This window comes from Streptomyces sp. NPDC060028 (assembly GCF_042736725.1).
In the GTDB taxonomy this organism is placed as follows: Bacteria; Actinomycetota; Actinomycetes; order Streptomycetales; family Streptomycetaceae; genus Streptomyces.
The window spans coordinates 39,376-54,802 of sequence record NZ_JBHWVJ010000049.1 but is presented as its reverse complement, the minus strand read 5'-3'; the positions used below and the strand labels follow the sequence as shown (position 1 = coordinate 54,802).

14 protein-coding genes are annotated in these 15,427 nt (G+C 72.4%); 7 read left to right on the top strand and 7 right to left on the bottom strand.

Annotated elements, in window-relative coordinates:
- Positions 1–33: 33 nt before the first annotated feature.
- Positions 34–741 carry a hypothetical protein gene (locus tag ACFWBF_RS23540; protein WP_385605222.1) on the bottom strand — a complete coding sequence of 236 codons (708 nt, stop codon included), beginning with the start codon at positions 739–741 and terminating at the stop codon, positions 34–36.
- Between the two features lie 34 nt (positions 742–775).
- Positions 776–2,281 (bottom strand): tRNA (N6-isopentenyl adenosine(37)-C2)-methylthiotransferase MiaB, encoded by a 1,506-nt coding sequence (gene miaB, locus ACFWBF_RS23535; RefSeq protein WP_385605219.1) that lies wholly within the window; start codon positions 2,279–2,281, stop codon positions 776–778.
- Positions 2,282–2,384: 103 nt separating this feature from the next.
- On the opposite strand from miaB, the gene ACFWBF_RS23530 reads away from it, so the two are divergent.
- Positions 2,385–3,380: a TAXI family TRAP transporter solute-binding subunit gene (locus ACFWBF_RS23530; protein WP_385605217.1), complete on the top strand. Its 996-nt coding sequence runs from the start codon at positions 2,385–2,387 to the stop codon at positions 3,378–3,380.
- Here the strand turns inward: ACFWBF_RS23530 and ACFWBF_RS23525 are convergent.
- The 3 genes from ACFWBF_RS23525 to ACFWBF_RS23515 form a co-directional block, all read right to left on the bottom strand.
- Positions 3,370–4,308 carry an ROK family protein gene (locus tag ACFWBF_RS23525; RefSeq protein WP_385605226.1) on the bottom strand — a complete coding sequence of 313 codons (939 nt, stop codon included), beginning with the start codon at positions 4,306–4,308 and terminating at the stop codon, positions 3,370–3,372. The two genes, ACFWBF_RS23530 and ACFWBF_RS23525, sit on opposite strands and share 11 nt — an antisense overlap.
- 98 nt (positions 4,309–4,406) lie before the next feature.
- On the bottom strand, positions 4,407–5,438 hold the full coding sequence (locus ACFWBF_RS23520) for a LacI family DNA-binding transcriptional regulator (RefSeq protein WP_385605214.1): 1,032 nt from the start codon (positions 5,436–5,438) through the stop codon (positions 4,407–4,409).
- Positions 5,439–5,446: 8 nt separating this feature from the next.
- On the bottom strand, positions 5,447–5,677 hold the full coding sequence (locus ACFWBF_RS23515; protein ID WP_385605211.1) for a hypothetical protein: 231 nt from the start codon (positions 5,675–5,677) through the stop codon (positions 5,447–5,449).
- A 180-nt stretch (positions 5,678–5,857) separates the two neighbouring features.
- Between ACFWBF_RS23515 and ACFWBF_RS23510 the strand changes: the two genes are divergently transcribed.
- Both ACFWBF_RS23510 and ACFWBF_RS23505 read left to right on the top strand, forming a co-directional pair.
- Positions 5,858–7,117, top strand: coding sequence for a glycosyl hydrolase (locus tag ACFWBF_RS23510; protein ID WP_385605209.1), 1,260 nt, complete (start codon positions 5,858–5,860; stop codon positions 7,115–7,117).
- Positions 7,118–7,311: 194 nt separating this feature from the next.
- A complete protein-coding gene (locus ACFWBF_RS23505) occupies positions 7,312–9,384 on the top strand; it encodes an endo-beta-N-acetylglucosaminidase (RefSeq protein ID WP_385605207.1) in 2,073 nt (690 codons plus the stop codon).
- An 18-nt stretch (positions 9,385–9,402) separates the two neighbouring features.
- Here ACFWBF_RS23505 and ACFWBF_RS23500 read toward each other — a convergent pair whose 3' ends face one another.
- On the bottom strand, positions 9,403–10,815 hold the full coding sequence (locus ACFWBF_RS23500) for an ATP-binding protein (protein ID WP_385605205.1): 1,413 nt from the start codon (positions 10,813–10,815) through the stop codon (positions 9,403–9,405).
- A 12-nt stretch (positions 10,816–10,827) separates the two neighbouring features.
- Positions 10,828–11,544, bottom strand: a complete 717-nt coding sequence (locus ACFWBF_RS23495; RefSeq protein ID WP_385605203.1) for a response regulator transcription factor — start codon at positions 11,542–11,544, stop codon at positions 10,828–10,830.
- 284 nt (positions 11,545–11,828) lie between these two features.
- Here ACFWBF_RS23495 and ACFWBF_RS23490 point away from each other — a divergent pair, with 284 nt between their 5' ends.
- The 4 genes from ACFWBF_RS23490 to ACFWBF_RS23475 all read left to right on the top strand — a co-directional run bounded on the left by ACFWBF_RS23490 (position 11,829) and on the right by ACFWBF_RS23475 (position 15,210).
- Positions 11,829–12,614: an amino acid ABC transporter ATP-binding protein gene (locus ACFWBF_RS23490; protein WP_385223627.1), complete on the top strand. Its 786-nt coding sequence runs from the start codon at positions 11,829–11,831 to the stop codon at positions 12,612–12,614.
- A gap of 126 nt (positions 12,615–12,740) precedes the next feature.
- The gene (locus ACFWBF_RS23485; RefSeq protein WP_385605200.1) at positions 12,741–13,586 is read left to right on the top strand and encodes a glutamate ABC transporter substrate-binding protein; all 846 of its coding nucleotides are present in this window, start codon (positions 12,741–12,743) and stop codon (positions 13,584–13,586) included.
- Positions 13,587–13,669: 83 nt separating this feature from the next.
- On the top strand, positions 13,670–14,344 hold the full coding sequence (locus ACFWBF_RS23480; RefSeq protein ID WP_385605197.1) for an amino acid ABC transporter permease: 675 nt from the start codon (positions 13,670–13,672) through the stop codon (positions 14,342–14,344).
- Positions 14,341–15,210 (top strand): amino acid ABC transporter permease, encoded by an 870-nt coding sequence (locus tag ACFWBF_RS23475; RefSeq protein ID WP_385605194.1) that lies wholly within the window; start codon positions 14,341–14,343, stop codon positions 15,208–15,210. The genes ACFWBF_RS23480 and ACFWBF_RS23475 overlap by 4 nt, the downstream gene beginning before the upstream one ends.
- Positions 15,211–15,427: the final 217 nt, after the last annotated feature.

Sequence of the window (15,427 nt, the reverse complement as noted above, 5' to 3'; positions counted from 1 at the left end):
GGACCACACGGTCCCGCGCCCCTTTCCGTCGGCTCAGGACCAGGCCGCCACGAAGTACCCCACCCCGTACGGGGCGTCCTCGAACAGCAGCCGCCCCGCCAGCCCGGCGCCCTCCGCGGCGCCCGCGAGGACCTGCCAGGGGGCCCGCCCGGCGGCCATGAGCTCGGACGCCAGCCCGGGGTCCAGGGCGGTGAGCGCGGGCACGTCGGCGGCGCCCAGCGCCCGCCCGGCAGCCGCGTCGAAGGCGGCGGCGCGCTCGTCGAGGTAGCCGGGGGCCTTCAGGGTGCGGCAGGCGCTGCCGTCGCCCATGACGAGGAGGGCGACCCGGTCGTCGCGGGCGGCGAGCTCCCGGCCGGCGTCCAGGCACCGGGCGGTCTCCAGCGCGTCCTCGACCCCGAGCCCCTCCACGGGCGCGGCGCCCCAGCCCGCGCGGCCGAGCAGCCAGGCGCCCACGGCCAGCGAGGGGGGCAGCAGGCGCGGCCCCTCCTCCCCCTGCCCCAGTTGTACGTCGGCCCCGACCCCGAAGCCGTGGAAGTTGCCCCGCGCTCCCTGGGGGTAGGAGCCGCGGTGCTCCGGATCGGCGGCTCCGACGACCACGAGCAGATCGGGCCGTGAGGCGGCCAGCACGGCAAGCGCGTCGGAGCATGCGGTGCGGGCGGCCCCGAGTTCGGCGGCGGCCCCCGCGGCGACCTCGGGCACGAGCATCGGCGGGGCGGGACAGACGGCGGCGGCTACGAGCATGATCCGCAGCCTAGCCGCCGCCGTCCCCCGGGGGTCAGTCGATCGCGCAGCCCGAGGTGGCGACGGGCAGCGGCGCGGGCACGCCCAGGGTGGGGATGCCGAGCAGGACGCCCGCCGGCTGGGCCGGGGCGGCGTTGCGCTTGTCCCAGGCGTCGCCCGCACGGGTGCGGCGTACCTTCGGGGCGGGTCCCTCGGCCAGCAGGTGGTGCGGGGCCGCGTAGGTGATCTCCACGGTCACCACGTCACCCGGACGGACCTCCGCGTCCGGCTTGGTGAAGTGCACCAGGCGGTTGTCGGGGGCGCGGCCGGAGAGGCGGTGGGTGGCGCCGTCCTTGCGGCCCTCGCCCTCCGCGACCATGACCTCCAGGGTCCGGCCGACCTGCTTCTTGTTCTCCTCCCAGGAGATCTCCTCCTGGAGGGCGACCAGGCGCATGTAGCGGTCCTGGACGACTTCCTTGGGGATCTGCCCCTCCATGTCCGCGGCGGGCGTGCCGGGGCGCTTGGAGTACTGGAAGGTGAAGGCGTTCGCGAAGCGGGCCTCGCGGACGGTGTGCATGGTCTGCTGGAAGTCCTCCTCGGTCTCGCCGGGGAAGCCCACGATGATGTCGGTGGAGATCGCCGCGTGCGGGATCGAGGCGCGGACCTTCTCGATGATGCCGAGGAAGCGCTCCTGGCGGTACGAGCGGCGCATCGCCCGCAGGACGGTGTCCGAGCCGGACTGGAGCGGCATGTGCAGCTGCGGCATGACGTTCGGGGTCTCGGCCATCGCGGCGATCACGTCGTCCGTGAAGTCGCGCGGGTGCGGGGAGGTGAAGCGGACCCGCTCCAGGCCCTCGATGGCGCCGCAGGCGCGCAGCAGCTTGCTGAAGGCCTCGCGGTCGCCCAGGTCGGAGCCGTAGGCGTTGACGTTCTGGCCGAGCAGGGTGATCTCCGAGACGCCCTCGGCGACCAGGGCCTCGACCTCGGCGAGGATGTCGCCGGGGCGGCGGTCCTCCTCCTTGCCGCGCAGGGCCGGGACGATGCAGAAGGTGCAGGTGTTGTTGCAGCCGACGGAGATCGAGACCCAGGCGGCGTAGGCGGACTCGCGCCGGGTCGGCAGCGTGGAGGGGAAGGCCTCCAGCGACTCGGCGATCTCGATCTGAGCCTCTTCCTGGATGCGGGCGCGCTCCAGAAGGACGGGCAGCTTGCCGATGTTGTGCGTGCCGAAGACGACGTCGACCCAGGGGGCCCGCTTGACGATGGTCTCGCGGTCCTTCTGGGCGAGGCAGCCGCCGACGGCGATCTGCATGCCGGGGCGCTTCGTCTTCATCGGAGCGAGCCGGCCGAGGTTCCCGTACAGCTTGTTGTCGGCGTTCTCCCGCACGGCGCAGGTGTTGAACACGACGACGTCGGCGTCGCCGTCCGAGCCCTCGGGGGCGCGGACGTACCCCGCGCCCTCCAGCAGACCGGACAGTCGCTCGGAGTCGTGCACGTTCATCTGGCACCCGTAGGTGCGCACCTCGTACGTCTTCAAAACAGCAGCCTCGCCCTCGACACTCACCCGACAAGGGTAAGGCTTGGTCCCGGGCCGCCCGCGCGGCCGACTGCGCGGTCGTCCCCCGGCAGCCGTGACAGGACGGCGGGCGGGTGGCAGGATCGCGGCCATGCCTCTCGTACCGCCCCGGATCAGCAGGCGCCGTGCCCTGCGGGCCCTGGTGGCCGTACTCGTCGTGCTCGGGGCGCTGCTGTGGTGGCTCAAACCCTTCGGGGAGCCGGATCTGAAGGGCGAGCTGGTGTTCAGCACCGGCGTCAGCACGGGCGTGTACCACCGCTACGGGCAGCTGCTGCGGTCCGAGCTCGCGCGGGACATGCCGGAGGTGGACGTCCGGCTGGAGACCAGCGAGGGCTCCCAGCAGAACCTCCAGCGGGTGGCCGACGGCGAGGCGGACTTCACGGTGGCGACGGCGGACGCGGTCGCCAAGTACCAGCAGGACGGGAAGCCCGGCGCGGAGCGGCTGCGCGGCTGCGCACGGCTGTACGACGACTACGTGCAGCTGGTGGTGGCCGCCGGGTCGCCGGTGCAGTCGGCCCGGGACCTGCGCGGCAAGCGGGTGGCGGTCGGGCAGGACGGTTCCGGGGTGCGGCTGATCTCGAATCGGCTGCTGACGGCGGCGAAGCTGGATCCGCAGCGGGACATCACCCCGGTGTCCATCGGCATCGACACCATGCCGACGGAGCTGCAGGCGGGCCGGATCGACGCGTTCTTCTGGTCCGGGGGCCTGCCGACCAACGCGGTGCGGGAGCTGTCGGAGCGGTTCGACATCCGGCTCGTCCAGCTCGGCGACCTGGTGGAGCAACTCCAGGGCAGTGGCAGCCCGGCGCGGTACTACCGGGCGGCGGTGATGCCGCAGGACGCGTACACGCGGGCCCGCAACACCTCGTCGGTGGCCACGCTGGCCGTGCCGAACCTGTTGGTGACCCGGGAGGACACGGGCGCCAGGCTGACGGAGCAGTTCACCCGCACCGTGATCCTCAGCCGCGACCGGATCGGGCACGAGGTGCACGCGGCGCAGCTGGTAGACCTGCGGACGGCGATCTACACCGATCCGCTGGATCTGCACGAGGGCGCGATGCGGTACTACCGCTCGGTCAAGCCGTAGCGGCGGGCTCGGCGGGCAGCAGCATCAGGGCGGCCGCGGCCGCGCCGATCAGGCCGGCGTGGGTGCCCAGGGTCGCCGGGACCACCTGGAGGTCCTGGACGAAGGACAGGGTCGCGTACGAGGCCAGGTGCCGCCGGATCGGTTCGAAGAGGGTGTCTCCGCTGGCGGCGACCCCGCCGCCGATGACAGCGATGTCACTCTCCACGAGGGTGGCGGTGCCCGCGATGGCGGCGGCCAGCGCGCGGCCGGCGCGGTCGAAGGCGGCCAGCGCGACCGGGTCGCCCGCCGCGGCGGAGGCGGCGACGCCCGCCGCCGTGGGGTCGGGGCCGGTCCAGCCCTGGGCGAGGGCCCAGCGGGCGATGGCGGTGCCGGAGGCGATGGATTCCACGCAGCCGCGGCCGCCGCAGGCGCACGGCTCCCCGTCGAAGGCGACGCTGATGTGGCCGATGTGGCCCGCGTTGCCGGTGGGGCCGGGGTGGAGCTGGTTGTTCAGGATCAGCCCGCCGCCCACGCCGGTGGAGACCACCATGCACAGCGCGTTGGCGTGGCCCCGGGCCGCTCCCAGCCAGTGCTCGGCCGCGGTCATCGCGACGCCGTCGCCTGCCAGGACCGTCGGGAGCCCGGCCCCGTGGCGGGCCAGCTCCGCCTCGACGCGGGCCTGTACGGGGAACTCGCGCCAGGCCCCGATGTTCACCGGACTCACGGTGCCCCGCGAGGTGTCCACCGGGCCCGCGCTGCCGATGCCGCAGCGCACCGCGGAGGACCACAGGGGGTCCTCCGCGAGCTCCGCGACGACCTCGGCGACGGCGGCGAAGACGGTGTCGCCGTCCGCGCCGCGCGGGGTCGGGCGGCGGGTGGTGCCCGTCATCGTGCCGTCGGGGTGCACCAGCGCACCGGCGACCTTCGTGCCGCCGATGTCGATCGCCACGGTCGGGCCTGCCGCGGCCCGGGCGGCGGCGCGGGGCGCGCGGAAGGCGGAGGTGGGGACGGGAGGGGTCACGGTGGCGGCTCCAGGAAGGGTACGGATCAGTATGCGGCCGGCGGCGGGGCCGTACTCTCCCGGGGCTCCAGGCGGGGCCGCTCGCTCTCGCGGGAGCGCGGCGGGCCGCCTGCCAGGGCCGTGAGGAGTTCCTCGGCGGCGAGGCGCCCGAAGCCCGCGGTGTCGCGGACGAGGGCGGTGAGCCGGGGGTGGGTGACCCGGCAGAGCGCGGAGTCGTCCCAGGCCACGATGGACAGCCGCGCCGGCACCGGGATGCCCAGCTCGGCGGCGACGGCGATGCCGGCCACCGCCATCACGTCGTTGTCGTAGACCAGCGCGGTCGGCGGCCGCGGTTCGGCGAGGATCCGCCGGGTGGCCGCCGCGCCCTCGGCGTCGGAGTAGTCGGTGGGCACCGAGCGGACCCGGTCCGGGCCGAGCCCGCGCCGCTGCGCCTCGGTGCGCAGCGAGGCGATCCGCCGGGCGGTGTGGGCGAGGCCCGGCAATCCGGCGACGTGGGCGATGCGGCGGTGGCCGAGCCCGTACAGGTGGTCCAGGACCTGGGCCATGGCGCCGGCGTCGTCCGCCCAGACCGAGGTCAGGGCGGAGGGCGGATCGCTCTGGCCCACGGTGACGGCGGGCAGGCCCAGCTGTTCGAGGAGGGCCGGGCGCGGGTCGTCCGTACGCGGGTCCACGACGAGGACACCGTCCACGCGTCGTTCGGCCCACCAGCGGCGGTAGACCGCGCATTCGGCGTCGAGGTCCGGGGCGACCTGGAAGAGCAGGGCGATGCGTTCGGCGGCGAGGACCTCCTGGATGCCCGAGACGAGCTGGAGGAAGAAGGACTCGACGCCGAGGGTGTGCGCGGGCCTGGCGAGGACCAGCCCGAGGGCGCCGGACCGTTCGCCGGACAGGGCGCGGGCGGCGCTGTTGGGCTGCCAGCCGAGCTCCTCGGCGACCCGGCGGATCCGGGCGCGGGTGTCCTGGGACACGCCCGGGCGGCCGTTGAGCGCGAAGGAGACGGCGCTCTGCGACACCCCGGCCTGGCGGGCGATGTCCTTGATGGTGGGTCTGCGGGCCATGGCCTGCCTCAGCCTCCGGTGATGCGAACTGCGATGGCCGGACCGTACGCGATCCTGCCCTGACACACCGCCTTGACCACCATCCAGTGGTCCCCCGGCGGCCGTCCTTCGGCGCAGGCGAGTGCGGCGAAGGGCCCGGCCTGCTCCAGGAGGTTCTCGGCGGCCCGGTGCGCCTGCTTCACATCGGCGTACGTCACGTCCTTGCCGGTGGACCGAAATACCGCTGTCCATTTCCGCACACTTCCTTGTGTGACGCCCAGGGCTAAACCGTATTAGCTGGATCAGTTTCGGCAGTGACAACCCTTCTGTCAACGGGACTGAAGCGCATTAGCAACCCTGTTGAGGCCCTGTTGACTTCCTTCATCCGGCGGGGCAGGTTATGCGCATCCGGCGAATTCCCCTGAACTCCAGGACCTTTCATGCACCACGCCCCACGAACCCTCCGCTTCGGCGCGAATTACACCCCGACCCGGGGCTGGTTCCACCACTGGCTGGACTTCGACCTCGACGAGGTCAGGGCCGATCTCGACTCGATCGCGGCGCTCGGCCTCGACCACGTCCGGGTGTTCCCGCTGTGGCCGGTGTTCCAGCCGAACCGGACGCTGATCCGGCCACGGGCCGTCGAGCAGCTCGTCGCGCTCGCCGACGCGGCCGCCGAACGCGGCCTGGACGTCAACGTCGACGGGCTGCAAGGGCACTTGTCTAGCTTCGACTTCCTGCCCGCGTGGACCGGGACCTGGCACCGGCGCAACATCTTCAGCGACCCGGACGTCATGGCCGGGCAGGAGGAGTACCTGCGCACGCTGGCCGCCGCCCTCGCCGACCGGCCCAACTTCCTGGGCATGACGGTCGGCAACGAGGTCAACCAGTTCTCCGACGACCCGCACCCCGCCCCCGACCGCATCACCCGGGAGCAGGCGGGCCACTGGCTGGAGCGGATGCTCGCCGCCTGCGAGGCGGGCGCGCCCGGGCGGTTCCACGTACACGCCGAGTACGACGCCGCCTGGTACCAGGACGGCCACCCGTTCACCGTGGCCCAGGCGGCCCGGCTCGGCGCGGCCACCGCCGTGCACTCCTGGGTGTTCAACGGCACCGCCCAGCGCCACGGACCGGCCGGGACGGCGACCGAGCACCACGCCGCGTACCTGGTCGAGCTGTCCAAGGCCTGGGCCCGCGACGCACACCGCCCGGTGTGGCTCCAGGAGGTGGGCGCGCCGGCGCCGCTGATCCGCCCGGAGCAGGCGGCCGGGTTCACCGAGGCCACGGTGGCGAACGCGCTGGACTGCCCGGACCTGTGGGGCGTGACCTGGTGGTGCTCGCACGACGTGTCCCGGGAGCTGGCGGACTTCCCGGAGCTGGAGTACGGCCTCGGGTTGCTCACCAACGACCGCGCGCCGAAGCCCGCCGGCGAGGCCATCGCCCGGATCGCCGAGCAGTGGCGGGGCCGGGAGCACCGCCCGGCCGTACGGTCCACCGCGCTGGCCGTGGACGTGGGCGGCGCCGAGGCCGCGCCGAAGCGCTCGGTGTGCGCGCCGGGCGGGGCGTTCTTCGAGGCGTGGGCGGCGCTCACCGCGGCCGGGGTCCGGCCGGCGGTGGTGCTGGCCGAGCTGGCGCAGGACCCGGCGCACCTGTCCGCGCGCGGCATCACCGAGGTGCTGCGCGTGCCCGACGTGATCTGACCCTTCGCGTCGGGCGTCTTCGTCCCCGTCCCCCTCCCGACTCAGGAGCCCGCATGTCCGAGACCGACAACGGCGTCGACCCTCGCACGTCCCCCTTCGCACACCCGACGCCCTTACAGCGGACGCCCTTACAGCCGACGCCCCCACGGCCTACGCCCATACCTCCGGCCCCCGCGCGTCCGACCCGTCGCACCGTGCTGGCCGCGGGCGCCGGGGCCGCCGCCCTGCTGGGCGCGCCCGCGCTCACGCCGCACGCCTCGGCGGCCGCCCCCGCGCCGCGAGCGGCCCCGGCCGACCTGGCCCCGTACGCCTCCTACTGGTTCCCGGACTCGCTGCCCGCGGGCGCTCCCGGCCCGGGGATCACCTGGCGCTCGCTCGGGCAGTGGAGCGCCGAGTCCGATCCGGACCTCGCCCACAACACCGCGACGGTGCCGCTCGCCGAGCGGTTCACGCCGGTGGCGCCGAACGCGACCGCCCGCGGCGGACAGGCCCGGATCGCCTCGCTCGTCTCGTTCGGGCCGACCGCCGGGAACCCGGCGCAGGGCTCCCCGACCGCCGACTACTACGCCCTCGGCCACTGGGCGTACATCGACGAGCTGGTGTTCTGGGGCGGCTCCGCCGGCGAGGGCATCGTGCTCGCCCCGAACGCGCCCGTGGTCGACGCCGCGCACCGCAACGGCGTACGGGTGCTGGGCAACGTGTTCCTGCCGCCCGTGCCCTACGGCGGCGACCTCCAGTGGACCCGGGACCTGGTCCGGCGCGACGCGCTCGGCCGTTTCCCGATCGCCGAGAAGCTGGTCCGGGTGGCGACCGCGTACGGCTTCGACGGCTGGTTCGTCAACGCCGAGACCGGGGGCGGGGACAGCGAACTCGCCGCCCGCATGCGGGAGTTCCTACGGGCCCTGCGCGCCGCGGGCGAGCCGCACGGACTGCGGATCACCTGGTACGACGCGATGAACTCCACCGGCCGGGTGGGCTGGCAGGGCGCGCTCAACGAGCTCAACCAGGAGTTCTTCGAGGACCGCCGGGGCGCGGTCGCGGACACGATGTTCGTGGACTTCCGCTGGACCCCGCAGACGCTCGCCGCCTCGGGCGCCCTCGCGGACCGGCTGGGCCGCTCCCGGTACGAGCTGTGGGCGGCCGTGGACACCGAGTCCAACGGCTGGGATTCGCGCGTCGACTGGGACGCGATCATTCCGCGCGACGCGGGCGGCGATCGCGACCACGTCGTCAGCTACGGCTTCTACCGCCCCGAGTGGACCCGCAACCACCTCACCGACCGCTCTCCCGGCGCCTTCCACCGGGCCGACGACCGGTTCTGGACGGGCGAGTCCCTGGACCCGGCCCGCCTGGCGCCCGAATCCGGCTGGCGCGCGCCCGCCACCGCGGTCGCCGACCGCTCCACCGTGACGGCGCTCCCCTTCGCCTGCTCCTTCAACACCGGGCACGGCGAGCGCTGGTACGAGCAGGGCAGGGTCGTCGGCGACGCCCCGTGGAACCACCTGGGCCTCCAGGACCGGCTGCCGGGCCGGCGCTGGGCCGTGGACACCGCCGGTGAACGCCCCGAGGTGACCCTGGACTTCGCGGCCGCCTGGCGCGGCGGCTCCAGCCTGCTCGTCTCGGGCCGCCTCACCGCCCCGGCCACCGTGGGGCTGCACTCCACCCGGCTGCCGCTCACCCGCTCCACGGTGCTGGAACTGGTCCACAGGGCCGAGTCGGGTCCGGTCGCGGTCGAGGTCGGCGTGGCCACGCGCGAGCCGGCCGCCGCGGGCGATCCGGTGCCGTACACCTGGCTGAGGGCCGAGCCCCCCGGCGCCGGACGGGGCTGGCGCACGACCCGGGTCCCGCTGTCGGCCCTGGCGGGCGAGACCGCCCACGGCCTTGCCGTACGGATCACCGGGCGCGGTACGAAACCGGTGGTGTGGCGGCTCGGAGCCGTGACGGTACGCGACGCGTCCGCCCAGCGGCGGCCGGGTGCCCCGAGCACGCTGACCGTGGACGCCTCGGCCCAGCAGGCAGGCCGGGCGGCACTGCGGCTGTCCTGGCGCCGGGCGGCCGGGCCGGTCCGGCACTACGAAGTGGCGCGCGTCCTCCCCGACGGCACCCGCCGATTCCTGGCCGGCACCTGCGGCACGGCCCTCTTCCTCCCGGCGGTCACCCGCGCGGGCCGGGAGCGGGCGGCCGCCTTCGAGGTCCGGGCGGTGGACGAGGTCTACGCCGTCTCCGGGCCGGCCCGTACGACGCTCACCTGGACCGAAGCCCCGTAACTGCCGGGCCCCCGGTGGTCAGGGTGCGTGCGGGTCCGTCCGCGGCACGGTCACCGTCACGCGCAGCCCGTGCGGCGGGTTCGCCTCGTAGGAGAGCGACCCGCCGCCCGCGGCGAGCAGCGCGCGGGAGATGGAGAGGCCGAGTCCGGAGCCCTTCACGTTCTGGTGGCGGCCGCTGCGCCAGAAGCGGTCGCCGATCCGCAGGAGCTCCTCCTCGGTGAGGCCGGGCCCCCGGTCGGCGACGACGACCCGTACGGTGCGCCCTTCCACGGAGACCGAAACCTCGACCTCCTCACCCTCAGGCGTGAACTTGAGGGCGTTGTCGATGACGGCGTCGAGCGCGCTGGACAGCGCGATGGGGTCGGCCCAGCCGGTGGCGGCGGCCCGGCCCGTGCCCGTGAGCCGGACGCCCTTCTCCTCGGCGTAGGGGCGCCAGGCGGCGACCCGCTCGGCCGTCAGGCCCCCGATGTCGGTCAGGGTGATCTCGGCGGAGGCGTGCTCGGCCAGCGCCAGGTCCAGCAGGTCGTCCAGGACCCGGGTCAGGCGCTTGCCCTCGGTGCGCACGGAGGCGATCTCCTCGTTCCCCTCGGGCAGTTCGAGGGCGAGGAGCTCGATCCGCAGGAGCAGCGCGGCGAGCGGGTTGCGCAGCTGGTGGGAGGCGTCCGCGACGAACGCCCGCTGCTGCTCCAGTACCTCTTCGACGTTGTCGGCCATCTCGTTGAACGAGTGGGCCAGGCGCTGGAGTTCCGGCGGGCCGCCGGCGGCCGCGACCCGGGAGTTCATCCGCCCGGTGGCGATGCCGTGAGCGGCCGCGTCCAGGGTCTGGACGGGCTTGAGCACCCAGCTGGTGAGCCGCAGCGCGGCGCCGAAGGCGACGAGCATGGCGCCGGCGAGGCCGCCGATGATGAGCAGCCAGCCCCGCAGGATCCGGGCGCGCATCTGCCCGGTGGGCGATTCGGTGGCGACGACGGCGACGACGTCCCCGTCCAGGACGACCGGGGAGGCGACGAGGAGCTTGCCGTGGGTCTGCCAGGGCCACACCTGGCCGGGGTCGTGGCTGCGCCGGCCGGCGAGGGCTTCCTCGAAGGCGCGGCGGCCCTCTCCCGATTCCGGCAGCTCCCACCAGCCGGGGGCGCGGACCATGGCGTTGTCGTCGCGCAGGAAGATTCCGACGCGGATTCCGTACAGCTGCTGGTAGCGGGCGAGTTCGAGCCCGAGGGTCTCGCGGCGCTCGTCCGCGCCGGTGGCGTTGGAGCCCTCGGCGTCGATGACGAACTGCGCGAGGGCGGCGAAGCGGGCGCTGTCGTCGATCCGGTCGACCACCACGCGCTGCTGCTGTCCGGCGGCCAGGCTGACGGCGAGCGGGAAGCCGAGCGCGAGCAGCGTGCCCGCCATCAGGATGACGAGCAGCGGGAGCAGCCGGGCGCGCACGGCGGGGCCCCGCTAGGGGGCGACCGGGGTGACGAGCCGGTAGCCCACCCCGCGGACGGTCTCGATGAGGGCGGGCATGCGCAGTTTGGACCGCAGCGAGGCGACGTGGACTTCCAGGGTCCGGCCGGTGCCCTCCCAGCTGGTGCGCCACACCTCGCTGATGATCTGTTCGCGGCGGAAGACGACGCCGGGGCGCTGCGCGAGCAGGGCCAGCAGGTCGAACTCCTTGCGGGTGAGCGGCACGTCGGAGCCGTCGACGGTGACCCGGCGGGTGGCCAGCTCGATGCTGACGGGGCCGAGGCGGACCACGGACGGCGCGCCGGTCCCGGTGGCGGCGGCTTCCTCGGAGGCTCCGGTACGACGGGCGACGGCGTGGATGCGGGCGAGGAGTTCGCCGGTGTCGTACGGCTTGACCACGTAGTCGTCGGCGCCCATGTTCAGGCCGTGGATGCGGGAGCGTACGTCGGCCCGCGCGGTCACCATGATGACGGGTGTGGCGGTGCGCTTGCGGATCTTGCCGCAGACCTCGTAACCGTCCTGGTCGGGCAGTCCTAGGTCGAGCAGGATCACCCCGTAGGGAGAGGCGTGGGGCGCGGCGCCGGCGGGCAGCAGCGCCTGCAGTGCCTCCTCGCCGCTGCGGGCGTGGGTCACCTGGAAGCCGTGGCGGGCCAGGATCGCGGACAGGGCGGCGGCGACGTGGTCGTCATCCTCGACGAGCAGCAGTCTCATGGCGTCCCCCTTTCCTTTCCTGTTCCCGAAGGTGAAGATCTTGCCCCGTCTCGGGGCCACCCTGCATCCACGCCGATGGGGAGGCCCGCGTCAAGCGGGTTCCGTCGCGGCGCGTCTTCCGTTACGCACCCGGTACGAGCAGGGGGGTCGAAGATCGGCCATCCGTACGGAGCGTATCCGGGCGAGGCCGGATCGTTATCCTCAATATTCCCTCAGATGTGATGACGGTGTGCAGGCCGCGTCACTACTGTCCTCCCAACCGAGGAGGACGGAGCAAGAAGCCGATGAGCGGAGTATCAGTGACCAAGGACGTGCAGGACGCGGCCGGCGCCGCGGACAGCCTGGTCGTACTGAGCAACGTCAACAAGCACTTCGGCGCGCTGCACGTGCTTCAGGACATCGATCTGAGCATTGCCCGCGGTGAGGTCGTCGTGGTGATCGGCCCCTCGGGGTCGGGCAAGTCCACGCTGTGCCGGACCATCAACCGTCTGGAGACCATCGACTCGGGCAGCATCACGCTCGACGGAAAGCCCCTGCCCGCCGAGGGCAAGGAGCTGGCCCGGCTGCGCGCCGATGTCGGCATGGTCTTCCAGTCGTTCAATCTCTTCGCGCACAAGACGGTGCTGCAGAACGTGATGCTGGGCCAGCTCAAGGTCCGCAAGACGGACTCGGCCGCCGCCCACGCGAAGGCGCTGTCCCTGCTGGAGCGGGTCGGGGTCGCCTCTCAGGCGGACAAGTACCCGGCGCAGCTCTCCGGCGGCCAGCAGCAGCGCGTGGCCATCGCCCGGGCGCTGGCGATGGACCCGAAGGTGATGCTGTTCGACGAGCCGACCTCGGCGCTCGACCCGGAGATGATCAACGAGGTGCTGGAAGTCATGCAGCAGCTCGCCGCCGAGGGCATGACCATGGTGGTCGTCACGCACGAGATGGGCTTCGCCCGCTCCGCGGCCAACCGCGTCGTGTTCATGGCCGACGGAAAGATCGTCGAAGAGGCCACGCCCGAGCAGTTCTTCAGCAATCCGCGCAGTGACCGCGCCAAGGACTTCCTGTCGAAGATCCTGCACCACTGACCGTCGTGGTGATAGTGATCCGGTGACGGATCACCAGGTCGGCCCGTGGGGCCGGCCCGTCCGGCCGGCGGTGCGTCGCACACGTCGCTCGTCGTTCAACAACGTCTCATCCGAGGGAAGTTCACCATGAAGCTCTTCAAGGCCGGTGCGGCTGCGGCCATCGCCGTCACCCTTGCCCTGACTGCGACCGCGTGTGGCGGCGACGACAAGGCCTCCGCTGACGGCGGTGCGAGCGGCAAGAAAGACAAGATCGTCATCGGCATCAAGTTCGACCAGCCGGGTGTGGGCCTGAAGACCCCCGACGGCAAGTTCGAGGGCTTCGACGTCGACGTGGCGACCTACGTGGCCAAGGAGCTCGGCTACCAGCCGGACCAGATCGAGTTCAAGCAGGCCATCAGTTCCGAGCGCGAGAACCTCATCGCCAACGGTGACGTGAAGCTGGTCGTCGCGAGCTACTCGATCAACGACAAGCGCAAGGAGAAGGTGTCCTTCGCCGGCCCGTACTTCCTCGCGCACCAGGACCTGCTGGTCCGGGCCGACGACTCGTCCATCACCAAGGCCGAGGACCTGAACAAGAAGAAGCTCTGCTCGGTCACCGGCTCCACCTCGGCGCAGAACGTCAAGACCAAGCTGGCCCCGGAGGCCGACCTGCTGGAGCAGGGTGGCTACTCCGACTGCCTGACCGGCTTGGAGAACAAGAAGCTTGACGCCCTGACCACGGACAACTCGATCCTGGCCGGCTACGCCGCGCAGGAGAAGAACAAGGGCAAGTTCAAGCTGGTCGGGCTGAGCCTGAGCAACGAGAACTACGGCATCGGCCTGAAGAAGGGCGACACCGAGCTCCAGGGCAAGGTCAACACCGCGCTCAAGAAGATGGTCGCGGACGGCGCCTGGCAGGCGGCCGTGACGAAGAACTTCGGTCCGGCCAACTACAAGAGCGAGCCGGCCCCGCAGATCACCGAAGGCAGCTGATTCATCGGTGAGAGGCGTCGCCGCCCGCCTGTCACGGGCGGCGGCGCCTCTCACCGGCCATCCTGGGGAGAGCGCAGGGCATCGTGTTCGATTTTCTTGATTCCGGGCAGTACGACCTGCTCGGAGCCTTCTGGGTGACGGTTCAGCTCACCCTTTACTCGGCGGCCGGATCGTTGATCTGGGGCACCGTCCTCGCGGGGATGCGGGTCAGCCCGGTCCCGCTGCTGCGGGGCTTCGGCACCACGTACGTCAACGTGGTCCGCAACACCCCGCTGACCGTGCTGATCATCGCGGCCTCGCTGGGCCTGAGCCAGACGCTCGGCATCACGCTGGGCGGCAGCACCTTCAAGGAGACCGGGTTCCGGCTCGCGGTCCTCGCACTGACCGCCTACACCGGCACCTTCGTCTGCGAGGCGCTGCGCTCGGGCATCAACACGGTGCCGGTCGGCCAGGCCGAAGCGGCCCGCGCACTGGGGCTGAGCTTCTTCCAGGTGCTCACCCTGATCGTGCTCCCCCAGGCCTTCCGGGCGGTCATCGCACCGCTCGCCAACGTACTGATCGCACTCACCAAGAACACCACGGTGGCGGCGGCCATCGGCGTGGCCGAAGCGGCCCTGCTGATGAAGGAAATGGTCGAGAACGAGGCGCAGGCGCTGTTCGCCGTCTTCGGGGTCTTCGCTCTCGGCTTCGTCCTGCTGACCCTGCCCACCGGCCTGCTGCTGGGCTGGGTGGCCAACCGAGTGGCGGTGAAGCGATGACCTCCGTGCTGTACGACGCCCCGGGGCCCAAGGCCAAGGGCCGGAACTGGATATATTCCGCCATCTTCCTCGTGCTCTTCGGGCTCGCCCTGTGGTGGGCGCTGGGCCTGATGTCGGAGAAGGGACAGCTCGAAGCCGACAAGTGGAGCCCGTTCGTCACCGACAGCGAGATCTGGACGACGTTCCTGATCCCCGGCCTGCTGGAGACCCTCAAGGCCGGCGCGATCGCCATGGTGATCGCACTCCCGCTGGGCGCCCTGCTCGGCATCGGCCGACTGTCCGACCACGCCTGGGTGCGGGTGCCGGTCGGCACCGTCGTGGAGCTCTTCCGCGCCATCCCGGTGCTGATGCTGATGCTGTTCGGCTACCAGCTGTACGTGCAGTTCACCGACGTCCCCTCGGACAGCCGGCCGCTCTTCGCCGTGGTGACGGGCCTGGTCCTGTACAACGCGGCCGTCATCGCCGAGATCGTCCGGGCGGGTGTGCTCTCGCTGCCCTCCGGCCAGACCGACGCGGCCAAGGCGATCGGCATGCGCAAGGGCCAGACCATGGTCCACGTGCTGGTCCCGCAGGCCGTCACGGCGATGCTGCCGGCGCTGGTCAGCCAGCTCGTGGTGATCCTGAAGGACACCGCACTGGGCGGCGCGGTGCTGGGCTTCGCCGAGCTGATGTCGATGAACCGGCAGATCTCGGCGAACTACAGCAACACCATCGCGTCCCTCGTCGTGATCGCGCTGATCTACATCGCGGTGAACTTCACCCTCACCACCTTCGCCTCCTGGCTCGAGGGCCGCTTGAGGCGCTCGAAGAAGAGCACCGGCACGGTCGTCGACATCGCCCGGATCGAGGCGGGCGACGCGGCCTGACACCCCGTCGGACAACTGTTCGGCGCGGCGGAACGGCCCGTGCCGCAACGGGCCTGACAGTCGGTCAGTACACTGACGTGACACGTGTGGTGGGGGGGGGGGGGGGGGCCCCCCCCCCCCCCCCCCCGCCGGCCCGCCGCAGGTGATGCGGGCCCCTACACCCGGGTGGGATATATAATGGTTTAAAAAAACCTACAAACGCGGCCCCAAAAAATAA